Source organism: Gryllotalpicola reticulitermitis (assembly GCF_042651345.1).
GTDB classification, from domain to species: domain Bacteria; phylum Actinomycetota; class Actinomycetes; order Actinomycetales; family Microbacteriaceae; genus Gryllotalpicola; species Gryllotalpicola reticulitermitis.
Map to the genome: position 1 here is coordinate 1 of NZ_JBHSCN010000017.1, position 23,728 is coordinate 23,728.

At 68.7% G+C, this 23,728-nt stretch carries 28 protein-coding genes; 15 read left to right on the plus strand and 13 right to left on the minus strand.

Annotation, left to right across the window (positions count from 1 at the left end):
* Positions 1-747 precede the first annotated feature (747 nt).
* The 8 genes from ACFOYW_RS16610 to ACFOYW_RS16645 all read right to left on the minus strand — a co-directional run bounded on the left by ACFOYW_RS16610 (position 748) and on the right by ACFOYW_RS16645 (position 4,269).
* Positions 748-1,401 (minus strand): DUF6349 family protein, encoded by a 654-nt coding sequence (locus tag ACFOYW_RS16610; protein WP_390231532.1) that lies wholly within the window; start codon positions 1,399-1,401, stop codon positions 748-750.
* Complete coding sequence (locus ACFOYW_RS16615) at positions 1,398-1,787, minus strand: hypothetical protein (RefSeq protein WP_390231535.1); 390 nt, start codon at positions 1,785-1,787, stop codon at positions 1,398-1,400. Before ACFOYW_RS16615 ends, ACFOYW_RS16610 begins: the two co-directional genes overlap by 4 nt.
* Before the next feature lie 64 nt (positions 1,788-1,851).
* Positions 1,852-2,229: a hypothetical protein gene (locus ACFOYW_RS16620; protein WP_390231538.1), complete on the minus strand. Its 378-nt coding sequence runs from the start codon at positions 2,227-2,229 to the stop codon at positions 1,852-1,854.
* A 17-nt stretch (positions 2,230-2,246) separates the two neighbouring features.
* Positions 2,247-2,411, minus strand: a complete 165-nt coding sequence (locus ACFOYW_RS16625) for a hypothetical protein (RefSeq protein WP_390231540.1) — start codon at positions 2,409-2,411, stop codon at positions 2,247-2,249.
* Between the two features lie 27 nt (positions 2,412-2,438).
* A complete protein-coding gene (locus tag ACFOYW_RS16630; protein ID WP_390231543.1) occupies positions 2,439-2,747 on the minus strand; it encodes a hypothetical protein in 309 nt (102 codons plus the stop codon).
* A 362-nt stretch (positions 2,748-3,109) separates the two neighbouring features.
* Complete coding sequence (locus ACFOYW_RS16635) at positions 3,110-3,478, minus strand: hypothetical protein (protein WP_390231546.1); 369 nt, start codon at positions 3,476-3,478, stop codon at positions 3,110-3,112.
* Positions 3,475-3,816: a hypothetical protein gene (locus ACFOYW_RS16640; protein WP_390231549.1), complete on the minus strand. Its 342-nt coding sequence runs from the start codon at positions 3,814-3,816 to the stop codon at positions 3,475-3,477. The genes ACFOYW_RS16635 and ACFOYW_RS16640 overlap by 4 nt, the downstream gene beginning before the upstream one ends.
* A 66-nt stretch (positions 3,817-3,882) precedes the next feature.
* The gene (locus tag ACFOYW_RS16645; protein ID WP_390231552.1) at positions 3,883-4,269 is read right to left on the minus strand and encodes a hypothetical protein; all 387 of its coding nucleotides are present in this window, start codon (positions 4,267-4,269) and stop codon (positions 3,883-3,885) included.
* Positions 4,270-4,686: 417 nt separating this feature from the next.
* On the opposite strand from ACFOYW_RS16645, the gene ACFOYW_RS16650 reads away from it, so the two are divergent.
* Positions 4,687-5,457 (plus strand): hypothetical protein, encoded by a 771-nt coding sequence (locus ACFOYW_RS16650; protein WP_390231555.1) that lies wholly within the window; start codon positions 4,687-4,689, stop codon positions 5,455-5,457.
* Between the two features lie 82 nt (positions 5,458-5,539).
* Here ACFOYW_RS16650 and ssb read toward each other — a convergent pair whose 3' ends face one another.
* The 5 genes from ssb to ACFOYW_RS16675 all read right to left on the minus strand — a co-directional run bounded on the left by ssb (position 5,540) and on the right by ACFOYW_RS16675 (position 9,641).
* Positions 5,540-6,001 carry a single-stranded DNA-binding protein gene (ssb, locus tag ACFOYW_RS16655; RefSeq protein ID WP_390231557.1) on the minus strand — a complete coding sequence of 154 codons (462 nt, stop codon included), beginning with the start codon at positions 5,999-6,001 and terminating at the stop codon, positions 5,540-5,542.
* A 322-nt stretch (positions 6,002-6,323) separates the two neighbouring features.
* Positions 6,324-7,490, minus strand: a complete 1,167-nt coding sequence (locus ACFOYW_RS16660) for an alpha/beta hydrolase family protein (RefSeq protein WP_390231560.1) — start codon at positions 7,488-7,490, stop codon at positions 6,324-6,326.
* A complete protein-coding gene (locus tag ACFOYW_RS16665) occupies positions 7,487-8,377 on the minus strand; it encodes a hypothetical protein (RefSeq protein WP_390231563.1) in 891 nt (296 codons plus the stop codon). The genes ACFOYW_RS16660 and ACFOYW_RS16665 overlap by 4 nt, the downstream gene beginning before the upstream one ends.
* Before the next feature lie 44 nt (positions 8,378-8,421).
* On the minus strand, positions 8,422-8,805 hold the full coding sequence (locus ACFOYW_RS16670) for an ImmA/IrrE family metallo-endopeptidase (RefSeq protein ID WP_390231566.1): 384 nt from the start codon (positions 8,803-8,805) through the stop codon (positions 8,422-8,424).
* A 149-nt stretch (positions 8,806-8,954) separates the two neighbouring features.
* Entirely contained in the window at positions 8,955-9,641 is a 687-nt protein-coding gene (locus tag ACFOYW_RS16675; RefSeq protein WP_390231569.1) for a hypothetical protein, read from the minus strand.
* 206 nt (positions 9,642-9,847) lie between these two features.
* On the opposite strand from ACFOYW_RS16675, the gene ACFOYW_RS16680 reads away from it, so the two are divergent.
* The 14 genes from ACFOYW_RS16680 to ACFOYW_RS16745 all read left to right on the plus strand — a co-directional run bounded on the left by ACFOYW_RS16680 (position 9,848) and on the right by ACFOYW_RS16745 (position 22,570).
* Positions 9,848-10,720 (plus strand): bifunctional DNA primase/polymerase, encoded by an 873-nt coding sequence (locus ACFOYW_RS16680; RefSeq protein WP_390231572.1) that lies wholly within the window; start codon positions 9,848-9,850, stop codon positions 10,718-10,720.
* The gene (locus ACFOYW_RS16685; RefSeq protein ID WP_390231575.1) at positions 10,717-11,490 is read left to right on the plus strand and encodes a DUF2637 domain-containing protein; all 774 of its coding nucleotides are present in this window, start codon (positions 10,717-10,719) and stop codon (positions 11,488-11,490) included. The genes ACFOYW_RS16680 and ACFOYW_RS16685 overlap by 4 nt, the downstream gene beginning before the upstream one ends.
* A gap of 16 nt (positions 11,491-11,506) precedes the next feature.
* Entirely contained in the window at positions 11,507-11,911 is a 405-nt protein-coding gene (locus ACFOYW_RS16690; protein ID WP_390231577.1) for a hypothetical protein, read from the plus strand.
* 61 nt (positions 11,912-11,972) lie between these two features.
* Positions 11,973-12,797 (plus strand): hypothetical protein, encoded by an 825-nt coding sequence (locus tag ACFOYW_RS16695; protein WP_390231580.1) that lies wholly within the window; start codon positions 11,973-11,975, stop codon positions 12,795-12,797.
* 1 nt (position 12,798) lies between these two features.
* Positions 12,799-13,821 (plus strand): ParB N-terminal domain-containing protein, encoded by a 1,023-nt coding sequence (locus tag ACFOYW_RS16700; protein ID WP_390231583.1) that lies wholly within the window; start codon positions 12,799-12,801, stop codon positions 13,819-13,821.
* Between the two features lie 70 nt (positions 13,822-13,891).
* Positions 13,892-14,554 carry a hypothetical protein gene (locus ACFOYW_RS16705; RefSeq protein WP_390231586.1) on the plus strand — a complete coding sequence of 221 codons (663 nt, stop codon included), beginning with the start codon at positions 13,892-13,894 and terminating at the stop codon, positions 14,552-14,554.
* 11 nt (positions 14,555-14,565) lie between these two features.
* Complete coding sequence (locus ACFOYW_RS16710; protein ID WP_390231589.1) at positions 14,566-15,771, plus strand: C40 family peptidase; 1,206 nt, start codon at positions 14,566-14,568, stop codon at positions 15,769-15,771.
* Between the two features lie 94 nt (positions 15,772-15,865).
* Positions 15,866-16,150: a DUF6112 family protein gene (locus ACFOYW_RS16715; RefSeq protein ID WP_390231592.1), complete on the plus strand. Its 285-nt coding sequence runs from the start codon at positions 15,866-15,868 to the stop codon at positions 16,148-16,150.
* A gap of 81 nt (positions 16,151-16,231) precedes the next feature.
* Entirely contained in the window at positions 16,232-16,534 is a 303-nt protein-coding gene (locus ACFOYW_RS16720) for a DUF6112 family protein (protein ID WP_390231595.1), read from the plus strand.
* Positions 16,535-16,576: 42 nt separating this feature from the next.
* Positions 16,577-18,112, plus strand: a complete 1,536-nt coding sequence (locus tag ACFOYW_RS16725) for a conjugal transfer protein TrbL (protein WP_390231598.1) — start codon at positions 16,577-16,579, stop codon at positions 18,110-18,112.
* 22 nt (positions 18,113-18,134) lie between these two features.
* On the plus strand, positions 18,135-19,592 hold the full coding sequence (locus ACFOYW_RS16730; RefSeq protein WP_390231601.1) for an SCO6880 family protein: 1,458 nt from the start codon (positions 18,135-18,137) through the stop codon (positions 19,590-19,592).
* Positions 19,593-19,664: 72 nt separating this feature from the next.
* Positions 19,665-21,167, plus strand: a complete 1,503-nt coding sequence (locus ACFOYW_RS16735; RefSeq protein WP_390231604.1) for an ATP-binding protein — start codon at positions 19,665-19,667, stop codon at positions 21,165-21,167.
* A gap of 108 nt (positions 21,168-21,275) precedes the next feature.
* Entirely contained in the window at positions 21,276-21,632 is a 357-nt protein-coding gene (gene cmtR, locus ACFOYW_RS16740; RefSeq protein ID WP_390231606.1) for a Cd(II)/Pb(II)-sensing metalloregulatory transcriptional regulator CmtR, read from the plus strand.
* Complete coding sequence (locus tag ACFOYW_RS16745) at positions 21,629-22,570, plus strand: cation transporter (protein WP_390231609.1); 942 nt, start codon at positions 21,629-21,631, stop codon at positions 22,568-22,570. The genes cmtR and ACFOYW_RS16745 overlap by 4 nt, the downstream gene beginning before the upstream one ends.
* Positions 22,571-23,728 lie beyond the last annotated feature (1,158 nt).

The window sequence follows — 23,728 nt, forward strand, 5'->3', positions numbered from 1 at the left end:
CGATGATCTCCCCGGTCACAGGATCGATCATCTCGGTCGTGTCCATCACGGCCTGTTCCTTCCAGTCAGGCCACCCCAGAAACACCGGAAATCAGACAGTCCCCTAGCTGCGCGTCGGCGGGTAATACGGGATCGATGCGGAAACGGAAGCTGCGCGGCATGTGGCACCTGCCGTCGCTTTGCATTGCATGCGCACTGCGCCGGCTAATGCCAGCTCGGGCTGATTACGACGGAGTGCATGGACCTCAACTCGATAGAAACGTCACCGAGCGACGCCGAAATGTAGTCTTCTTGAATAGGCATGAGCGATGACATGCTGCTCGATCGATGCGCGCTGCCGAGAGGATGCCTACTTCTCGACTGGCTCATAGCAGACGCATAGCGGTCCATGTTTGCAAGAAGTGTGGTCATCTTTGTATTAGAGATTGTCTGGCTGAGGTCGGAGGTTCGGGGTGCTGGTCGCGCGGCCCGCTGAGCGGCGTCACTAAGTCGACGTGTCGTGAGCTTGGCCTGGTGATACAGATCACAGGTGGTAGTGAGCTGGGAGGGGAGTTCGGAGCGTGCTCGCGGTTGCTGGCCATGCTGGCGCGGGCCAGAAGCGTGCCGCGCAAGCGCGGCTGGGCCGCCGAGCGGTGGGGCGGGTGCGCTCAGCGGCCTTGGTTGCACGGTCGGTTGCACGGGCGCTGACGCAAGCATTGCGACCTCGGAGTTGCAGCAGCGGTTGGTCTCCGGCGCGCGGGTGTTCGCCTAGTTGGGGTTGCAGTTCAGGAGGGTGTGGGAGAGGTCGAAGCCTGACCAGGGGCTGCGTCCGGGAACGCTGCGGGTGCCGTGGGGGACGCGTTCCGTGATGACGGGTGCGCCGGAGGTCTGCCAGTCGGTTGGGTAGTGCTCGGTGATCCATTCGAGGCATTTCGTGGTGGGGCGGTTTTGGTCGTCGGTCTTGGCGATGGTGATCGGGATGATGGGCAGTTCGCGCCAGCCGGGCCAGGCGTGGTCGTGCCAGGCGGCTACGATCTGTGATTCGGTGCCGTCGTGGTGCCAGGCGCAGTTGTGGCAGATCGCGCGGTAGAGGAGATCACCCATGCAGGAGCAGCGTTCCCGGTAGTGGTGGCAGCGCAGGTCGACGCTGAAGACGCGCAGGTCGTGGCCGGTGGTGTTGGCGTTGGCGTGTTCCATGGTGACGGCGGGGTGCCACATGTGGGAGGTGCGGAGGCTGTCGAAGCGGCCATGCTCAAAGGTCCAGCGGTCGAAAGCGGCGGTGAGCTGCTCGGGGGTCCAGTACGCGGTGGTGAAGTGCAGGGGTGCGCCTTCCCAGGCAGGGGCGGTCCGGACGTCTGCCTCATGGATGAGCGCGTCGATGTCGAAGGCGAGCTGTTCGTCCGGGGCGTTGCGGCGGGTCATGGCTGCACCTCGATGGACAGGAGGAAGCGCTCGTCGGGCAGGAGGCTCGGCAGCCTGGTGAGGCTGTAGCTGTCGTCTTCGTTGCTGGCGGCCCAGGTGTTGAGAACGATGGTGCCGTCGCGGGTGATGTAGGCGATGATGGCATCATCGTCGCTGCGTTCGGTTTGAGGCCAGGTGAAGACGCGGTGCTGGGGGTCGACGGCGGTCCAGGCGGTGAGGATGTCGCGGACGGCAACGGTGGGAATGAACGGCTCGACCTGCTGGTCCCAGCTGGTCTCGTAGTAGGCGTGGACGGTGATGGCGGTTCCGCCTGCCGGGGTGAAGATCGCGGTAGCGGCATCTCCGGCCTCGGCACGCCGGCCCGACGGGGTGTGGGTGACAAGCACGGTGGGTGTTCCTTTCTAGGTGTTGGCGGAGCCGCGCTCTTCGGGGCGCGGCTCCGCGGATGGTTCAGGTGAGGGGCTGTTCGACCCAGTCCTTGGTCTCGCGGCAGATGTGGGTGCCGTCGCGGTAGGTGTTGCGCTCTCCCCCGCCGAGGTCGTCGTCCCAGATCTCCGTCAGCGTGACGGTGCGACCGGGGAACAGACGGGAGAGGACGCGGGCGACGAAGGGGGCTTCGCCGATGGACCATTTCGAGTTCCAGTCCTCGCCGGTGACGGAACCGTGGGCGTCTCCTCGAAGAGGTTGGAGGTACTCGTGGTGGATGTCGTCGAGGTCGTCGCCGGTCTGGCGTCGCCAGAGGGTGGCGAGGGTGTCGGCGATGTGCTGCCGGGCGCCTTCCTCGGGGAGGTCGTCGGCGTCGACGTAGATGTCGGTGTCAGTGCTCATCAGCTGTCCTCCGGGTCCTATTCGCAGGCGTCGCAGCGGGTCAGCTCGGCCGGGTCGACCGGGACCTCGTACTCGAGGGTCCGGTTGCGGATCTGGGGGCCCGGGCGGACGGCGCCCGTGGGGTCGGCGGCGGCAGCGTTCCCGTCCTGTTGGGCGGCCGGGGTGAGCGGTGTGGTGGTCATGGTGGTGGTCCTTTCGTGTCGGGGGGGCTAGAGGGTTTCCCAGGTGCCGTGTTCGTTGCGGTACTGGATCCAGGCCGCTCCGGCGTTGGGGGTGCCGTAGCAGTCGAGGGCTTGGAATTCGGGTTCGCCCCGGTAGTCCTCGGCGAAGGCGTCGTCGAGGAAGCGACCGTGGTAGTAGACGAGGCCGTCGTCGTCGAGGAGCCGAAAGGCCTCGCCTTCGCCGTTCTGAAGGCGGGCGATGGTCTCGTCGCGGGCGGTGCGGGGTCCGGTGACGCCGACGCCGTAGCCTTCTTCGTTCTTGCGGGTGATGAAGTCCCGCGTGATGAGGAATGCCATCTCGGGGTGTCCTTTCCTGTGGTTGGGTGTCCGAGCTTTTTCTTGTCCTTCTCGGTGCGGTGATTCCGGGCCGGCCGTGAAGTCGGCGCAAGCGCAGCGACCCTGGAGCGGCCAGTTTTCGCACCCCGGCCCGTGGGTGCCCGAAGGGCAGGGCCGGGGTGCGAAAAGTTGTCGCGGAGGGGTTGCGCCGGCGAAGCGGATCGAGCCCAGAATCGACGTCCGAGAAGGGCAAGAAGGCTTGTGAGACGGCAGCACCGCGAAGCGGTTCCATCCGGCGGGCGCTGTGCCGCGCAGCGGCTCCCCTTCCCGTGCGGCCCGGCATCGTGCCGGGCCGCACGTCGAACCGGATCTCCGCCGGATAGTCAGCTGCTCGCCGGGGTGTTCTCGTTGGCGTGGTGCTGGAGGAGGGCGTGTTTGACGTCGGACCAGAGGTCCGGGCGGTCGGTGTGGGCGTCTCGTTCGCACGCACGCAGGAGGCTGTCGAGGAAGCGTGCTCGGCGTTCCGGTGTGGACAGCTGGGCGGTGTAGAACCCGTGGCGGTCGTAGTGGGCGATGAAGCCGAAGTAGCCGTGGGTGGACAGGCCGTCGTAGAGCGCCGTGGTGAAGGCTTCCTCGGGGCAGTCGTTGTCGATGAATCGGATGAGGGCGTTCGTGAAGCGGGCTTTCTTCTCGCGGGTGCCACTGCTCCAGCCGGAGTCGGTGAACTGCTCGGCCCGGAACCGGCGGCTCATGACGTCTCTTCCACGTTGAAGTCGAAGGGCATGGCGGTGGTGGAGTACAGGTCGGCGCCATCGGAGCCGATCGCGGCTTCCCAGATCGACAGGGTGATCTCTTCGTCGAGGTGCAGGGCGGTGACGAAGAGCCCGGCCTCGGAGTAGATCCATTCGCGCACGACGTCGGGCTCGCCGGGCGCGTCCTTCCATACGTCCAGGAGCTGCCTGGTCTGTGCCGGGGTGAGGAGGTAGCCGTCGCCCTGGATCGTCTCGTCGGGCTGGACGGCGGGGATGATGACGGGCTCGGGGAGCGGGTATCCGGTGACGGTGATCGTCGCCGTGGGCTGGCCGGTCATGTTGTTGGTCCTTTCGTGTGGAGGGGTGGGGCCGCCGTGAGAGGGGCGCCCCACCCGGGGTTGTGGCTAGTTGTCGCGGGCTGCGGTGGAGTCGGCGGCCCAGGCGAGCCAGGTCTCGAGCTCGGCGCGCATGCTCGCGAGCACGGAGTAGTGGAGGTCGGCGAGGGTCTTGCGGCTGAACCGTCCGCCGGGGGCGCCTGCGGGCAGTGGGAGGGCCTTGACGTCGGAGTCGACGCCGAAGGTCATGGCGACCTGTTCGACGGCGAAGCCGCGCTCGTGGGAGATCAGCGGTCGGGAGGCGGTGGCCCGGTAGCGGCCGCCGGAGGCGCCGGTGGTGGTCACGCGCAGCACGATCTGCGTGCCGTCCTCACGCTCCGGCAGGGCGATCTCGCTGCTGAGCGCGCGTCCGTCCCGGTTCGGGATCGGGGTGGTGAACTGCTCGGTGATGATCATGGCTGGTGTCCTTTCAGTGGTGGAGGCCGATCGTTTTTCTTGGCCTTCTCGGTGCGTGATCCAGGGGCGCGGTCCCGAGCCGGCGCAAGCGCAGCGGACCCCAGGGCCGGCCAGTTTTCGCACCCGGCCCGCGCATGCCCGCAGGGCAGGGCCGAGGGCAAAAAGTTGCCGGAACGGGGTTGCGCCGGCGACGCGGGCAGCGCCCAGGATCGACGTCCGAGAAGGACAAGAAACGCTCCTCAGAAGGGCAGCACCGCGCAGCGGTCCCACCTGGCGGCACAGTGCCGCGTAAGCGGCTCCGCTCCCCCGCCTCGGCCCGGGCTGCCGGGTCGAGGCGGACTCCTGAGTCCTGAACGATTCGGACATGTTGAGGAGGTGCGGCGGATGGACGACACGATTCGCCTCGAGGAGACCGGGATGAGCGAAAGGGTCCTGCGGGCCATCCAGGAGGTGACCTCCCGGTCGCTGCCCCGCATCCCAGACCTGATGGAGCCGGGGGCGACCTTCGCGTGGGAGGACCCGCAGGCGACCCGCGGACACTTCCTGGCCTGGCGCGACCGAGTCGCCGCACGGTCCCTGCAGGAGGTCCAGCTGCTCGCCTCCGGAGGCATCGACCCGGTTCCCGGTGTAGAGACGGAGAGAAACGTGGTGGCCGTCGCGCTGCTGCGCGGCGAGCTGTGGCAGGAGCAGATCCGCAACCGCGCCTCGGCGCCCCGCGTCGAGGCGTTCCTGGAGTCTCTGAACCCGGGTGTGCATGTGCGGGACCCGCTGGAGGCGGGTGCCGGGTTCGAGGGTGCGGCTGCCGATGCGCAAGGCGACCTGCCGCCGGGCGTCTACCAGGGCACCCGGCTGGACGGTGGCGGCCCGGTACGGGTGGTGGTCGCCCCGCTTCCCGCGGACGTGTGGTCGACGGGTTCGGCCGCCTTCGCACTCGACGACCAGTCGCAGACGGTGGTGGCCGCGGTCACCCAGATGACATTGGGGCGCCGCTCCGGGACGCCCGGTTCCCGGCTGGCGGCGGTGGAGCGGCAGCTGCAAGCCGGCGGCTACACCGTGCAGGACGGGCACCTCGTCGCCCCAGCGCGCGCCCCGGCCGCGCCGGAGCAGGTCCGGGATCCTGGGACTGCCCCGCTGTCGTGGCCGGGCCGGGACAGCATGGCTGCTGCGGCACCTGCGATGGGCCGCTGACTGCGGAGCACACCTTAGGCGTTGTAAACGTGGATGGCGGGCCGCGCCGAAAGGGCGGCCCGCCATTTGTGCGGTGTGCTGCTCAGCTGGCGGCGGCTTGGAACTGCGCCAGGGCGTCCTGCGGGTTGAGACCTACCGGCTGGGCCGGCCCGGTCGCGGTGGCTGCTGCGGGCTCTCCCTCGGCGGCGCGGGGGCGGCGGGTCACGGTGGCGGTGGCGTGATTCAGGTCGGGGCCGAGTGCGTCGGCGTCGATCTGCACATCGGTGCCGCCCTTGTCTCCGGCCTGCCACGGGCGGATCCGCAGCCGCCCGGTGACGATGACGTGGTCTCCCTTCTGGAGGGAGGCGGCCGTGTTGTCGGCCAGCTGACGGAAGGCGCTGACGGTGTACCAGTTGGTCTCGCCGTGCACCCAGCTCTGACTGTCCTGGTCGAAGCGGCGCTCCTGGGAGGCGAGGCGGAAGCTGGTGATGGCCAGTCCCGCACTGGTGGTGATCTGCTTCGGCTCGGTCCCGACGATGCCGGTGACGGTGATCTGATCGGACATGGTGTTCTTCCTTCTTTCGTTGAGGCGATGTCCGCAAGGAGCCCGACTCAAATCGGGTTTTCCTGGAATCTCGCGTTTTTTGCCGTTTGGCGAGAGCAGATTCCGAGGGCGGCGAGAGACGTCCGCAGAGGCCTCAGGCCGGCCCCTCGGCGGCCAAGTTTTCGCCCCCGGAAGAGCGCAGCGGCGGGGCGAAGAGTTTGTCGCCGCGGGGTTGCGGATGGCGGAGCGGCCCGGAGAATCGGCCGGGCAAACGGCAAACGCCCTTCCATGTGGCCGCCGTGACCAAGGCGGCCACATTAGCGCCGGCAGCTGCCGGGGCAGATCACGGGTTCGGGGTTGGGTGCGAGGTTCGGTCGCGGTACCAGGCGATGATCGCGTCGTTGAACTTGTCGGGTTCCGCGTTGTACTCCCAGGCGTGCCCGACGGTGCGGAAGCTGCGCAAGGTGACTGTGTCCGGGTATGCGCGCTCGAAGAGACACGAGCCTTCGTGGGGCACGATCGGGTCGTCTTCAGAGTGCAGGATGAGGATCGGCAGCCGCTCGGCGGCCGCGCGTGCGTCGGCGCGGGTGATCTGGAAGCTGATGCGGGTCGTGATCCCGAGCGAGCGCTCGATCAGGGGCTGCTGGAGGCCCCAGGCAGTGAATGATCCGAGGAAGGCGGGCAGGCCGGAGCGCCTCGCTCCGGCACGGATGAGGAGTGGCCAGTCGGTGACCGGGGCGATGGCTACGATCCCGCGGATCCGGTCGGCGTTCTTCCCACGGGCGGCGGCGGCGAAAGCGAGCGGGGCGCCCATCGACCAGGCGAACAGGGTGATGTCTTTGGCGCCGTGGTCGACGGCGAAGTCGATGGCGGCGTCGATGTCGGCCCATTCGGCTGCGCCGAGTGTGGACGAGCTCGACCGCGTAGGGGGTCCGTCGCCGTCTCCGCGAAACGATGGGACCAGGCACGTCAGCCGTAAAGTCTCGGCGGCTGGGACCGTGCGCAGGGCGGTGATGCGGGTGGTTCCGAAGCCGTGGATGTGGATCCCCCACGAGGCGGGGTCGTGTGCCTGCCCGGGGGTGATGAGCCAGGCGGGGCATGGGCCGACGCCGGAGGGGACGGTTGCCTCCGACCAGCGTCGGGGTGCGATGGAGTCCGGGCTGGGAAAAACATGCCCGGTGAAGCGAGCTAATCCTTTGCCGTCGCGCTGTGGACCGGCGACATGCCGGACGGCTCGGTGCACCGTCGGCGAGCCGGAGGGGTCCGTTCGACGCTCGCCGACGAGCAGGTGGGTCTCTTCCTCCTCGTCGGCGCCGCGGACCCAGATGCCGTACCGTCCGGGCGCATCTGTCATTGGGGTGCACGGCAGCTCGATGTCGTCGTCGCTCCAGGTGACCGGGAGCAGCCTCGGCGGCCTGGAGCGCACGACGCGGCTGCCGGATTGGCGCAGGTAAGCGAACAAGAGGACGGCGAGGAGCACCAACAGGAGGACGATGAGGAGGACGGTCATTGCGGCTTGTAGGTTATCGCTCGTCGGAAACGCGGGATCCGCAGAGCCAGGTAGTGCGACAGCAAGTCCTCCGCTTCAGCCAGGGCGGGATTCTGCGGCCCGGTGTTGAGGACGGCACGGTCGCTGATATGCACGACCGTTTCATACAGCAGAACGATCTCGCCCTGCGGGTGCCGCCCTCGAGAGGCTGCTTCAGGGTCGAGGCGGGCGACGAGTTCCAGAGCGCGGCGGCGCTGCCAGGCGCGCGCCCCCAGGAACAGGAAGCACGCGATCGTGATGAAGATCAGCCCGGGATAGAACAACGGCGTGAAGCTCGTGTAGAGCAGGCCGCGCAGGTCCTGCGTGGACAGGCGCCAGTGGGCGAGGATCGCGTAGGCGAGCTCGTCGGCACTGGCAATAACAACGAGGATCGCGCCGGTGCGGAAGGGAATATAGAACCTGCTGGAGCGGCGGCGGATCGCGATCAGCAGTTCGCTGGCAAGGATTCCGACGGTCGCGGTGTAGATGATGACGTAGATGAGCATCGGCGTCTGGCCGATGTTCATCGCGATGAAGGCGCGGCCGTCAGTGTGGTCGCCCTTCTGGACAAACACGAAGGGCAAGCTGATGGCGGCACAGGTGATCAGGAGGCCTGCGAGGTAGCTCGGCTGCGGGGTCTCTCGGACGAGCCCGATGATCCCGCGCACGGCCAGCCAGAATGCGGCGGTCGCGAAGAGGTTCTGCGCGAGGTTCAGCCAGTTGTGGCTGCCAAGAAGCGCGTCGAGGGTCGGCGGCGGGATGAAAGTGCCGCGGCACAACAGGCCGAAAGCGCCGAAGAGCGTTGCGAACCACACCTGCCGCGAACGCGGCCCTCTCCGTACCGCAGGGGCGCGCAGGATCACCAGCACGAGCAAGAGGATCGTCGCGATCTGCTCGAGCAGGAAGAACGCTCTCATCCGAGGACCCGCAGGTCCTCGTAGTCGCCTGGCCGATAAAGGCGCTGGGCAAGCTGGTAGGCGAGTAGTTCCGCGGCCTGCTCGTGCGCGTCGTCGCGGACGGTGTCCTTGCTCTGCGTGCACCCGTCATGGCCCAAGAGGAGATGACCGAACTCGTGCAGGATGCTGTGCGTACGGTAGAGCGGCGAATCGGTGTAGCGGATCAGGATCAGATCCTGGTCAGGGAAGCGGCTGAGCGCAGCTGTGGCGTTGCGCCAGTGCGCGTCACCGATGGCCTGGATCCGGACGTTCTTGCGCGTTGTCTGAGTGACGTAACCGACCAGTTCGTCCCAGCCGACACCCTGGGAGAACCCGAGGACCGAGGCATTCTTTGCCGGCACAGTTCCGCCTAACGGCCGGTCGTCCCTGCCGCCGCGAGCCCCCTTGTGCCAAAACACCCCCGCATCCTGTCCCGGTGGCTCAATCCCGTCGGGTCGTGGATGGCTTCTCGTCCATGCTGTCACTGTACGTCGCAAGCAAAGCCCGCGGGCTACCCTCGTTCGAGGCGCATAGGCGAGTGCTGACCGGACGTGGCAGCTCTGCTGGCGCGAAGCGCTGCAGCGATCGCGCGAAGGGTCTCCGGAGTGGGTTCGCCCACGGATCGGAGCGATACGCCGGCGCTGCCGGTCTCAGCGACCGCGTCGACGAGGTCGATGCGCGCTTCGATGAGCGCGACCTTCTCGTCCTCCGCGCGTGCAAGCAGATATTCGCGCGGGACCTCGAGAAAGTCGGCGATCGCCTCGAGCGTCGACTGCCGCACGCGGGCCGGCCCCGCGCCGGAGAGCAGGCGCTCCCAGGAGCTCAGATCGAATGATTCGCCAGAGGAGGCCGCGACCGCGGTGACCAGGCGGGTCACATCGACCGGCTGCTGGGGGCGGCGGGTGAGGAGGCGGAGCCTGCGCGCGAGCTCGTCCTGGTCCACGCGGGCGAAGGAGCCGAAGAAATAGTCGGCGGAGACCTCGAAGAACTGCGCCAGACCCCCGACCAGCCCGGCGCTCGGTTCGCTCTTGCGACCATTGCGCAGTTGACCCAGATAGCTGTGCGTGATCGGGACCCCGTATGTGCGCAGCGCCTCAGCGACGGCCACGTTCGTGTACGGCCTGCCCGTGGCAGGGTCAGGTCTGCTGTCGAAGAGCGCGTTCAACCGCTGCGTGAAATCCGGAAGCCCATTGGGCATCGCACCCCTCCCTCCATGGGCGCAACCGTAGTTTTATGACACTTGCATATTTGTGTACTGAAGTTTACTGTGCGAGCCATGATGCGTGATCACAGTTTACATTTCCACGCGAGGATTGCTACCGCAGTTCATCCCTCTCCCCCAGTGGTCCCACGGGGCTCCTGTCTTGTGTCGCCGCTCGAGCGTGCGACGGGAGGTGGCCAGCGATGGGTGGGAGCTCGAGTGATCTCGTGGGGGCGGCGCTGGGGTATGCGGCGTCTGGGCAGCCGGTGTTCCCTGTGGCCCCGGGGCGGAAGTTTCCCCTGACGGAGCGTGGCTTCTTGGACGCCAGCCTCGAGCTGGACCAGGTGCGTCGGTGGTGGAGTGCGTGGCCGCGGGCGAACATCGGTCTGCCGACTGGCGTGATCTTCGATGTCGTCGACGTCGATCACAAGGCGGAGACCTCTGGTTTTGACACGATGCTTCGGTTGCAGCGCGCGGGACTGTTAGAGGGGTGGACGCAGCTGGTGGCGACGCCGTCGGGCGGCGCGCACATCTACTTTCCGGCGGATCCGAATCGGCCGCAGCAGAGCTGGCAGGACGCGGCTCACGCGATCGACTTTCGCGGCGCTGGCGGGTACGTGCTCGGCATACCCTCCCAGGTGGTGCAGCCGAACGGCGGACGGCGCGGCTACGACCTCGTCGGGGTCGCCCCGGGTGCGGCGATGCCGGTGGATGCGACGGCGATCCGCGCCGTGCTTCGTCCGCCGAGCGCGACGCGGGAGACGTCGTGGCGGCGGCCCGCAGACGAGACCGTGACACGCCGCCTGGAGCGGTGGTTGGCACAGCGGGGTGTGGGCGAGCGCAACGCCTCCCTGTTCTGGGCGTCCTGCCGCCTGGCCGAGCACGGGCTCGCGCCCGAGCATGCCCGGGCGACTCTGGGTGAGATCGCCCGGCAGATCGGTTTGGAGGATCGAGAGATCGAGGCGACCATCGCCTCCGCGTACCGGACTGTCCCGCGCCCCAGCGCGGGCGGCGCGCCTGGGCCGCCTGCCGCCGGTGCGGGACCCGCAGAAGCCGGTCCTCCGCTGAGCCGATGACCGCCCCGCATCACGTGCCAGGTGTGGACGGTTTGACGGGGCGCGTGCCGCGGTGGGTTCTCGGCGTGTCGATGGCCGGTACGGGGCTGATCGACGTGGGCGCGTTCTGGCTGTCGGCGACCGCGTTGACGAATCTCGCGCAGCGGGCCGGCTTGGCCTGGTTCGAGGCGTGGATGTGGCCGGTGATCGTGGACGGGATGATGATTGTCTCCACTGTGGCGATCGTTGCCTTGCGCCCCCACGGCCGACGCGCGGTCGCCTACCCGTGGATGCTGCTCATCGCGGGCTCCGGGGTGAGCGTGGTCGCCAACACGGCGCACGCTCTCGTCACCCGTGCCGGCAGTCTTCCTGCACCGCTGGCGGGGCTGATGGCAGCCGTGCCCCCTCTCGTCCTCCTGGCCTCGACACATCTGACCGTTGAGCTCGCCCGCCGATCCGGACGCCCCGAAATCCCAGTGGCAGCAGCTGCGCCGACGGCGCAGGCGATGCCAGCAGAGAAGCTGCTACCGGCATCGCCACGCGCACGAGCACTGTCAGGTGCACCAACTTCGGCAGACCTCACCGCCCTCGTCGCGCGTCCTCCGGTGTCCGTGGAAGCGCCCGCATCCGAAATTGAGCCGGCGAAGCGGACGGAGAAGGAACTGGAGCGCCGCCGGCGTGCACGGCAGCTGCGCACGCAGGGGCTGAGCAATGCCCAGATCGCTGCCGAGCTGGGCGTGCACAAATCCACCGTCGGCCGGTGGCTCTCACCATCCGCCGACACCACATGAGGAAGGGGAAGGCGCCATGACAGATGAACAGCACGAGACCCGCGCTGACGTCCGAGAGACTCCGGAGGATGACCGGGCTGAACGCGAGGATCCAGGGCTGGGCGTCACCGGTGACCCGTCGACCGGGGCGGCTGGAGATGGCAGGTCGCCGGAGCTGGAGGCGCCCGGGCGTACTCGCGCCGGGATCGACTGGGTGCACGCCAGTGAGCTCGGCCAACGGGCCACCGATCGGCTGCTGCGCCACGGGATCGACGCGGAGCTGCGCGCCCGGTTGCTGCTGAACGTCAAGGCGGAAGACATCCGAGACACGCTCATCGCCCGGCTGCAGGAACGGACAGGCGCCATGCGCAGCCCGGAGGCTCAGCCCGCTGGAGTCAGAGTTCCCGCGTCCGAAATCGAGCGGGAAGGCGCAAGCCGATGATCTGCTTCGGGCACGGCGGAACTCCTGGCTGGCATTAGGCGAACCAGGAGGGATTCGAGCAATGACCGTTCAGCGTGTAGACATCAGCCGGCTGCCGCGGCAGGAAATGGAGGTGTTCGCCACCTCAGAGGGCCTGCGCAGCGTGCTGCAGGTGATCGCCGCCTGCGGTGAGACCGGCTGGCGGAGCCTGCCGATCGCGCAGGACCTGATGCTCTACGCCGCGCACCGCTACGAACCTTTGGCCGCAAGCTGGCACCGCGAACCGTGGGAGGCCGCCGCGGCCGCGTTCCTGGCCATGCGGACCGCCGCGATCCTGCACGCCCGGGACCCGTGGGCAATGGTCACAGTCGCCGTCGAGCGGGACTTGCGGCTGGAGACGGCCGCCGAGCGCGAGATCACCTCCCGCAACCGCATCAAGCACGACGGCATCCGCCCCGAGCGGGTGCCGGTGCGCGCCGGCGAATGGGAGGAATACCTCTTCGACACGCTCCACTCCCCCGCACCCGAGCGTGAGGAGAAGGCGCTGGACGACGTCATCCATGTTCCCGCCGCCTACCTCACCCGTGCCGGCTGGGACCCCGAGGACGCGATCGCGGTCGTGGAGTACATGTGCGGGCGCATCACGGACCTCGGTTCCTTGGACTCCGCGGTGGACACGCTGCAACGCGACCGCGCGATGCGCGAACTCCTCGGGCTGCCGCCGCGGTGCTGGTCCGCACTCATCCACACCCTGATCGGCACGCACTCCACCGCCAAGCGTCCCGCCCGGATCGGCGCGATCCCGCGCGTCCTGGCCGGTGCCGCCCTCCCGGAGCTGCTCCTGGACGAGGCCTTGACGCAGGAGGCCAGCGCCAGCACCCCGCAGTATTGCGCGGCGGGAGTCTGAGGTGCACGGCGGCCATCTCGTCCCGGGCTACCCGGTTGCAGACATCCAGATCGGAAGACGCTTCCGGCAGGAGCTGACCGGCATCGAGGTCCTGGCCGCCTCCATCCGCCAACGCGGGCTGCTGGTCCCGCCGACCGTGACAGGTCGAGGACTCCTGGTGCTGGGAGAGAGACGGGTCGCCGCGCTCAGGCTGCTCGAGGTGACCCACGCGGACGTGTGGGTTCTGGAGACCGTCTCGGACGGCCTCGGGCAACTGTTGGCGATGCGTGACGACCTGGAGCTCGCCGAGGCGCTGAAGCCGAGCGAGCAGGCGGCCCTGTACGCCGAACTGTTGGAGATCGCGAAGGACGCCGCCCGGCACCGGCAGCAGCTCACCCAGTTCGGCTACCGTGCACAAGATGCCGGTGGTGCGGAATCCGCACCACCGGTACCGGCGATGGCAGGCAAGGCGCGGCAAGAGGCCGCCCGCGCGGTGACCGGCACCAACTCCTACCAGCGGCTGGAGGAAGTCCTCGCTGTCCAAGAGCTCACCCGTTCACCGAACCCGTGGCTTGCTGAGCAGGCCCGGCAGGCCCTGGTGGAGATCGACCGGAGCAGGAAGGTCGCCGCCGCATTCACGAGCGTGAAGACCATGGAGGTCTCCACGACACTCATCCAGGCCGCCTCCGACCCCCGACAGTCCGCGGACCACCGGCAGCACGCGGCCCGGGAGCTGTCGCGGCTGCGCACCCATGCGCCGTCACGCGACGGCCTCGCGCACGCCAAGCGCACCATCGCCCAGCTCGACGCCGGGGACGACCGTGCAGGATGGCGGGATCTTCCGGAAAGTCTGCGGGTGCGCCGCGAGGCCGCCCGCTTCCTCGGCACGGTCACCCCTTTGCAGGGCGGCTGGGTACAGCCGGACCCCGCCGCCCTGGCCGCCGCACTCACCGACGAGCAGTGGCAAGGCTTGAAAGACCTGAGCGCCCGGCTCGCCGCGCTCGTCGACGAAGTCGCGGCCCTGCGGGCAGTTTCACGCAGTTGAACGGCCCCTCCGGGTCGGGGGTGGCTCCTGTGGGGTGTCCCCGTTTGACCGTCGAGCCTGAGAGCCGCGCATGCGCACCCTGCACCTTCGCCGCCGCACCGTCATCCTTCTGGCCTGCATCCTCGCGGCCGCGCTCGTCCTCATCGGCATCGGCATCTACGGACTCCTGCGCGGCGCCCCCGACGCCTCGAGGACTCCAGCCCATGCTGCCTCCGCTGCCCCTCTTGTAACGCCAACCGCGCCAGCGACCACACCCCCGGTGATCCGACAGGACAACCCGGTCGTGTACGCACGCCAGGTGGCCGCCGACATCTTCACCTGGAGCACCACCGGCTCCGTGACTCGCACGGGATACCTGAATGCGCTGATGCGGCAGGCGGACCCGGACAGCCCCGACCTGGACGGGCTCTACGACGACCTGAACGCCTACCTGCCGACCGCCGCCCAGTGGCAGCAGCTCGCCGCCTACTCCACCCGCCAGTCCCTGACGATCTGGACCGCCGCAATACCGAAGAAGGCGTGGGATCAAGCGCTGGCGGAAGGCGGATCCACGATCCCGGCTGGCACGAGCGCGGTGACGATCGACGGCACCCGGCATCGCAGCGGCGTGTGGCTCGGGAAGCCCACCCGCACCTCCGATGAGGTCTCCTTCACCGTGTTCGTCACCTGCCAGCCGACGTACTCGAGCTGCAAGCTGGTGCGGCTCTCGGCCCTCGGCACCCCGCTGCGATAGGGGCTGACGTCATGGGAAAGGTGCTCTCCAGTCTGTTGGCCGCCGCGGTCCTTGGGCCTTTGTTCGGCGTCCTTGCCGTGGTGCTCGTCGTCGCGCCGGCCAATGCGCAGAACTCCTGCCTCGGCAACAACCTGGCGGTGGATGACGCCGCCCCGAACACCCTCACGGTGGACACCGACGGCGGGAGCATGACGCTCACGCATACGCAGCTCGTCAACGCGCTGACGATCATCCGCGTCGGCACGACGACACCCGGTGTGAGCAAGAACGGGATCACGATCGCCCTGATGGCCGGGCTCGTGGAATCCGGGCTGCGGATGCTCGACAACCCGGGCGCTTACCCCGACTCCGCCAACTTCCCGCACGACGGGGACGGGTCGGATCACGACTCGCTCGGGATCTTCCAGATGCGCCCGCAGTCCGGGTGGGGCACGGTCGCCGAGCTCATGGACCCGCAATACCAGGCCGAAGCCTTCTACGGCGGCCCAACCGGCCCCAACAAGGGCAGCCCCCGCGGTCTCCTGGACATCCCGCACTGGGACTCACTCCCTCTCGGGGCTGCCGCGCAGGCGGTCGAGGTGAGCGCCTACCCCGACCGGTACCAGGCGCAGGAGAAAGCCGCCCACGGCATCCTGGCCGCACTGACCAGCGCCACCAGCAGCACCGATGATCCGGTGGATGACCCGGCGGCCACCGCCGCCGGCGCCGCCTCATCCTGGGACCCGGCGCCAGGCACGTCCGCGTGCGCCGCCACCACCGGCGGCCTGCCTGGTGGAGACCCGGGACCGGGCCAGGGCGCGGGCGGGGGGTTCGCGCCGAACACGGTCGAGGTCGCGCAGGCGGTCGCCTACGCCGAAGACCAGCTTGGCCAGCCGTACGTCTTCGGCGGCCAGGCGCCCGGCGGCTGGGACTGCTCAGGGCTCACGATGATGGCCTACCGGGCCGCCGGCGTGGACATCGGCACCCACAGCGTCACCGACCAGCTCTCCCGCATGGTCTCCGAAGGTCGCACCCTGCCCATGGCGGACGCCGAGCGCGGCGACCTGCTGTTCTGGCAGGAACCGGACGGCTCCTACGAACACGTCGCCATCTACCTGGGCGGCGGCATGATGATCGCCGCCCCGCAGCCCGGAGAGAACGTCAAGATCCAGCAGGTCTGGTCGACCTCCGACGAACGGCTCCTGGACTTTATCGGCCGCCCCACCGGCACCCCGTAGCCGGCCCCGGCCGCCGGCAGCTTAACGGGCCGGTCACGCGCGGCGGGCTCCTTGCTGTCGTGCCCGCCGCTCGTGGCGGGCGGAAGGAGTCCCTATGCCGCACCTGACTGTCTCCTCCGGCGTCTACCCGAACGTCGGCGCGGTCTCCAGCACGGACCTCATCAGTGCCGTGGGAGCGCTGCTGACGATCGTGCTGATCACGGCCGCCGCGATGATCGTGATCTCCGGCGCCGCCTGGGCGATCTGCCACTCCAGCGGCAACCACCAGGGCGCATCCCGCGCCCGCACGACCCTGTGGGTGTGCCTGGGCGCGGCCGCGATGGCCGGCGGCGCGGACGCCTGGGTGAACTTCCTCATCAGCGTCGGCGGCACCATCTGAGCCTCGGCGGGGCCGTGCGGGCTCCTCGACTGCGGCTGCCCGCACGGACGGCCACCCACCGCCGTCGAAGGACCCACTGCCGTGAAGAACACCTTGCTGCTGCACCCGCTCGCCGATATCGACATCACCCCGAACAGCAGCGGTCTGCCGGGCATCGACCAGCTGCGCACCATCGTCGGCGCCGTGATGACCGTGGGCCTCATCCTCGCCGTCCTCGCCCTGATCATCTCCGCCGTCGTCTGGGGCTTCGGCGCCAACTCCAGCAACCCCCACCTCGCCTCCCGCGGCAAGACCGGCGTCCTCGTCTCCTGCGGCGCCGCCGTCATCTGCGGGGCCGCCGTCGCATTGGTCAATTTCTTCTGGGGCGTCGGCCAGTCCGTCTGACCCCATCCAGCCGCACACGACGAACACGAGGAAAGGGACAACGTGGCTGGGATCTGCGATGTGCCGGTCATCTCCGCGGTCTGCGGGACGGCCAGCAGCGCGGCCGGGAACCTGATCGCCGGACCGTTCAACTGGCTCGCCGACGCGATCGCGGCCGTCGCCCAGTGGCTCTTCGAGGGCATGTGGGCACTCATCATGGACACCACCAGCGTGAACGTGAACGAGCCGGGACTGCTGCAGGTCTACGACATCGTCTTCGGCATCGCGATCTTCGTCATGCTCGGCTTCTTCCTCCTGCAGCTGATCACCGGCATGATCCACCGGGACCCCGGCGCGCTCTCCCGCGCCGGCATCGGCCTGGCCAAGAGCGTCCTCGGATCCTTCGTCGCCGTCACCATCACCGCCACCCTGTTGGCGATCGTGGACGAGTTGTCCACCGGGCTCATCCAGGCCACCGGCAACACCGTCGACGGGATGGGCGCCAAGCTCGAGGTCTTCGCGCTGTCCATCGGCGCGGTCACCACCGCGGCTCCCGGCGCGGGGGCACTGCTGACGATCTTCCTCGGCTCCCTCATGATCGCCGGCTGCGCGATCCTCTGGTTCTCCTTGCTGATCCGCAAAGCGCTCATCCTGCTGTCCACCGTGATGGCGCCGATCGCCCTGTCCGGGATGAGCTGGGACACCACGCGCGGCTGGGTCGGCAAATGGGCCGGCTTCATGCTCGCCATGATCGTCTCCAAGCTCGTCGTCGTCACGATCTTCCTCATCGCGATCACCCAGGTCGACTCCCCCATCAGCCTCGACATCTCCTCGATCGCCAACCCGATCGCCGGCATCGCCCTGCTGCTCATGGCCGCCTTCGCCCCCTACCTCGTCTACAAGGTGATCAGCTTCATGGGCTTCGACATCTACCACGCCATGTCCATGGAGCAAGAAGCCAAGCAGGCCGCCAACCGGCCACTGCCCCTGCCGAACATGCCCGACACAGACGCCGTGAAGAAGGTCCTCGGGAACAAGGGCGACACCGGCAGCCCCGACAGCGGCGGCGACAGCACCCCACCGCCAGGACCCCCCGACCTCACACCTTCCGGCACCGGAAGCCCCCCCGATACGCCAACACCCAGAGCCGGGACCAACTCGACCGGCGGCGCCGGAACGGCCAGCACTGGTTCGGCATCGCAGGCGGCCGGGGCCGGTGCTGCCACCGACGGCGCTGGGGCGGCAGCCGGTGGTGCAGCAGCCGCAGGCCCTGCTGCGGGCGCGGTGCTCGCCGCTGAACTCGCCCAGCAGGCCGCCACCGCAGGCCCCCAGGCCGGCGGGGCCGTCGGCGCCGGCGGCGAGGCGCAGATGAGCGCCGCCACCGACGCCGCAACACCCAGCAGCACTCCCACAGCTGGTGGTCCTGCGACGCAGACCCCTCCGCTGAGCAGCCCGCCCGCCAGCCCGCAACCCCCAGAGGCCGCACCCGCTGGCCAGCCCAACCAGGCCCCGCCAACCCAGACCCCGCCGCCGCAGACGTCGCCCCCGCAGGCGCCACCGCCCGGGCCGAAGCCCGCGCCCACGCCACCGACCGAGTAAGCGCCACTCAGGAAGGACGCTGATGAGCACCTCATCTGCCCGCTACGAGCTGACCCCCGTCACCTTCTCCCGGCTCTCCCGCCGCGGCGTCATTCTCGGCCTGTCTGCCAGCCAGCTCGTCTGCCTCGCCATCGCAGGCCTCCTGTTCGTGGCCTCGCTCTACACTGCCGGGACCACCGGGCTTCTCTATACGGCGCCCGGGTGGGCTGCCTTCGCCGCAGCTGCCCTCGTCACCATCCAGAGCCGCAAGGTCATCGAATGGGCGCCGGTCACCCTCAGCTGGCAGCTGCGCCAAGCCACCGGCCAGACCCACTACCGGCGCCGCATCGTCAAACCCCGCGCTGCCGGCACCCTCGCGCTGCCGGGGGACGCTGCTCGGCTGCGGCAATACGTGCACCCCGAGACCGGTGCCGTCATGGTGCACGACCCCCACCAGGCCACCCTCACCGCCATGGTCGACGTCGACCACCGGGGCCTCGCCCTGCTCGACCCGGCAGACCAGGAACGCCGCACCCACGGCTGGGGGCGCGTGCTGTCCACCGTCTGCCGCTCACCACACCTCGCCCGCCTGCAGGTCCTCGAACGCGCCCGCCCCGACTCCGGCACCGGGCTTGCCCAATGGTGGGCCGAACACGGCACCGCCGACAGCTCCTGGGCCGCCACCACCTACCAAGAGCTCATCGACCAGGCCGGCCCCGCCTCCGAACAGCACCGCTCCACCATCGCCCTGTCACTCGACATGCGAGCCGCCGCCCGCATCATCCGCTCCTCCGGCGGCGGCCTGAAAGGCGCCGCCGCCGTCCTCACCCAGGACATGGCCACCCTCACCAGCGCCCTGCGCGCCGCCGAACTCCACCCCGGCCCCTGGTACACCCCCGGCCGGCTCGCCGTCGCCCTCCGCTCCGCCTACGACACCGCGATGGCCGCCACATTGGACCGCTCCGGGAAACTCGGCGAAGACCTCGCCACTGCGGGACCCGTCGCCGTCGACGAGGAATGGGCGATGCTGCACACCGACTCCGCCTACCACGCCGTCTACTGGATCAGCGAATGGCCCCGCTCGAAGGTCTACCCCGGGTTCCTGTCCCCGCTGCTGTTGACCAACGGCATCCAGGCGACCTTCACCGTCCTGATGGACCCCATCCGCGCCGACGTCGCCGCGAGACAGATCCGCAAACGGAAGACCGAGCACCTCTCCGACCGCGCCCAACGCGCCCGCCTCGGCCAGATCGAAGACGCCGCCATCACCGCCGAATACGCCGACGTCCTCCAGCAAGAAGCCGAACTCACCGCCGGCCACGGCGTCCTGCGCTACACCGGCCTCGTCACCGTCGCCGCCCGAAGTGGGGAAGAACTCGAGGCATCCTGCGCACGCATCGAGCAGGCGGCGATCCAGGTCTCTTGCGAGCTGCGGCGCGTCGTCGGCCAGCAAGCCCAGGCCTTCACCGCCGCAGCCCTCCCCCTGTGCCGACACGTATGACCGGCCCCACTCGAGACGCACAGCTGATTGCCCGCAGCACCCGCGGTCGCTGCGATCGGAAGGAGGGATGGCATGTCGAACCGTGACCGTACACGCTCCACCGTCCTCATCGACCTCGCCGGAACCACGCGCCGCGACCGGCGCCAGCGACAGCGCGCCGCCCGACAACTCCTCGCCGACGCCGAAGAGACCCGGCGCGATCTTGCCCGCCAAGAACGCGAACAGGAACGCGACACCAGCAGCCACATCGACTACCTACCGGCAGCCGGCGAGCCAGGGCCGGCAGCGCTACGCTCCGGGCTGCGCCTGCGCCTGCCCGCCCACCAGGACACCAGCGCCGCCCTTCGCGGCCTCTACCCGTTCCTGGCCGAAGGCGGCCTCGGCGCCGAAGGGATCTTCGTCGGCCAAGACCTCTACTCCGGCGCCAGCTTCGTCTACGACCCCTGGGTCCTCTACCAACGCGGCCTCATCACCGCACCCAACCTCGTCCTCGCCGGGATCGTCGGCTCCGGAAAATCCGCCCTCGCCAAAGCCCTCTACACCCGCTCCATCCCCTTCGGCCGCCGCGTCTACGTCGCCGCCGACCCCAAAGGCGAACACACCCCCATCGCCCGACTCGTCGGCGGCCAAGCCATCATCCTCGGCCACGGCATGAACACCCGCCTCAACCCCCTCGACGAAGGCACCCGCCCCGCCGGCATCGACGACACCGACTGGTTCGCACAGGTCAGCGCCCGCCGCCGCGACCTCGTCGGCGCGCTGTGCGAAACCGTGCTCGGCCGCCCCCTTTCCCCCGTCGAGCACACCGCCGTCGATGTCGCCCTCCGGCAGACCGTCGCCGAAACCCCTGTCCCGATCCTCCCTATGGTCGTCGACCGCATCCTCCAACCACACGCAGCCGAAGACCCCCGCCTAGCCGAAGACGGCCGCTACGTCGGACACGCACTCCGTCGCCTCGTCGGCGGCGACCTCGCCGGCCTCTTCGACGGCCCCTCCACCGTCAGCTTCGACCCCACCCTGCCGATGGTCTCCCTCGACCTCTCCCGCGTCACCGAAAACAGCACCCTCATCTCCATCCTGATGACGTGCTCCTCCGCCTGGATGGAAGCCGCCCTCATGGACCCCCACGGCGGCCAAAGATGGGTCGTCTACGACGAAGCCTGGCGCCTCATGAGCCACCCCAGCTTGCTCCGCCGCATGGACGCCCAATGGCGACTCAGCCGCCACTACGGCATCGCCAACCTGCTCATCTTCCACAAGCTCTCCGACCTCGACAACGTCGGCGACCAAGGCTCCGCCATGCGCTCCCTCGCCAGCTCACTCCTCGCCAACGCCGAAACCCGCATCATCTACCGGCAAACCGCCGACCAGCTCGGCATCACCGCCGACGCTCTTGGCCTTACGGAGACGGAGCGCGCTCTCCTGCCCGGACTCGGGACCGGGCAGGGCCTCTGGCGCATCAGAGAGCAAAGTTTCATCGTGCAACATCAACTGCACGCATCCGAACTCGCGGCGTTCGACACCACGACACGAATGATTGCCAACTCCCGTAAGTTCACCAATCCTGAAGCCTAGAAGGCCGGGAACTCACGGACACAGGAGCCGATTTCAGGTTAGTCGATCCGTGGGTTCCGTCGACGGCGCCGGGCTTCCTTAGGTCAGCACTCGCTGTATGGTCAGTGTGTGCTGACTATTGCTTCGCGAACGGATGTGATGAACCGGCTCGGCCGGGCGATGGCCGATCCGACCCGCTCGCGCATCCTGTCCTCGCTCATCGATGAACCCGGGTACCCGGCGCGGCTCGCCCGGGACCTGGGGCTCACGCGCACGAACGTCTCGAACCATCTGGCGCGTCTGCGTGACTGCGGGATCGTCGTCGCCGAGCCCGAGGGCCGGCAGACCCGGTACGAGATCGCCGAGCCTCGGCTCGCCCGTGCCCTGTCGATGCTGCTGGATGTGACCGTCGCCGTGGACGGGGGCGCCGCCTGCACAGCGTCCTCGTGCCCGGTCTCGGACTGCGGTGGGGCGTGCGTACGTTGAGCGACACACTGAGCCCGGAGCGAAGGGCGACGCTGCACCGTCGGGTGCGGTTCATCGTGTTCTTCACGATCACCTGGAACGTCATTGAGGCCATCGTGGCCCTGACCGCGGGCACCATCGCCTCGTCGGCGGCGCTGATGGGCTTCGGGCTGGACTCGGTGATCGAGGTCGCCTCGGCCGCTGCCATCGCCTGGCAGTTCACTCGCAAAGACCCTGAGCGGTGGGAGCGCGCGACCGTAAAGGTCATCGCGATCGCGTTCTTCGCCCTCGCTGCCTACGTCACCGTCGATGCGGTCGTCGCCCTCACCGGCGTTCACGAGCCGGAGCACTCCGCGGCCGGAATCGGCATCGCGATCGCAAGTCTCATGGTCATGCCGGGCCTGGCCTGGTTCGAGTTCTCCACCGGCCGGGCGCTGGCATCTCGCAGCGTGCAGGCGGACGCGAAGCAGCTCCTGCTCTGCGTCTACCTCTCCGGCACGGTGCTCATCGGCCTCATCCTGAACTCTCTCCTCGGCTGGGCCTGGGCCGACTCCGTCGCCGCGCTCGTCGTTGCCGTCCTCGCGATCCGCGAAGGCATCGAGGCCTGGCAGGGCGAGCTGGAATCGCCCTTCGAAGTACTGGAAGATTTCGACGGCGCGGAGGACGAAGGCTCCGCAGCATCGGGGGCCTGCGCGCTTCCGGCTGAGGAACGCCAGGAACGACAGGCGCAGTGGCGGGCATTCGAGGACGAGTACGAGCTCGACGTCGAACGCAGCGAGACGAGCCTCGTCATCCACTACGCCAAGGTCGAGGACTCCGTCACCCGGTTGCGTGCTCTCGTGGACTCCGAGCGGGACTGCTGCGCGTTCGCACAATGGTCGGTTGATGACAGCCGCCACGACCTCCAGCTCGCCGTAACAGGACCTGCCGGACAGCTCCGGGCGCTCAATGTCCGGTAGCACCGGCCCGGCGTGCAAGGTTGCGAGTCGCGGCCTACCCGATGATCACAGGGTGTGTGCCTGGCCTATCGGCCAAACGGTGGCACCTGTCGCTTTGAAGTAGCGAATGCTTCCCCTGTGCTGTGGCCCGATATGCCCAGTGGCTCTTGCCGTGACGTCCTCGGAAGAAGCCGCTGCATCGAGTTGTCTCCGGCGACGCTTTCCGGCGGGATGGGTGAACGCAGCTCGGGCGCGTTGGTGATCGCTTCTCGCGACGCCGCCAATGCTGCCGTGGCAGCGACGATCGTCACGCGAGCGTGTGTAGTTGACAGTTGCCACATGCTGGCCGCCTGTGCAATGGCGAGGGGTTCTTGCGAAGCTGCGCTGGATAGGGCGGGGGCCCGTCGGGTGAGTCCAGTGTGATCGTGACGGCGGAGTTGTAGTTCGCGCCCGGGCGCCCTAGTCCGATCGACGTTTCGCTGTCTTCCGCGTACATGTATGGCTCCCAGAGGGCGAACTCCGCCTTTGCGGGGAAGGCGTTCCATCGTCGTTCGAATGCGGCCAACGCGATCAGAAATGGCGACTTGGGCGTCGCGGGCGGCTCCGATCGTTGGTCGCTCATGCTCGCTCCTCATCTGGAACGTGATCCTGCGCCCTCGACCGAGGGCACAGGAGTAGGAGCCCGGAGCGGCGACCCGCGTCAAACGGGCGGCCCGGCAAGGGCGCGCAAGTCCGCATCGGACCGGCCGTTAGCGGCGCCGGTGATGTCGCTCACTCCGCTTCTGCGCGAGCGGGATCAGTCCGTTCTCATTCTCGCTCGCGGTGTCCTCGTCCTCACTTGCGAGCGGCACCAGGTGGACGCTTCGGCACCTCATGCGTCAGCCGCGCTCGAGCTCGACCGGCCGGTTCGATAGTCCGCTCCGCGTGCGCGGCCGAGGTCGGCCACCTGACCGGTATGACTTTGTGGACTGCGATCGTGGAGTTGCTCGTATGAGCGGCCTGTCGCGTCGGAATCGCGCGCTGCAGGGCGGCACTGGTCCGTCCGCGCCTGATGTTCACGCGATCGTTGTCGATGGGGTCTGTCCGATGAACGGTGTTTCTGGGCTGGCGGTCATTAGTTGATGCGGCCCTCGAAAGCGATCGCGAACGCGTTCAGCGCCGGCTTCCATCTCGTGGCCC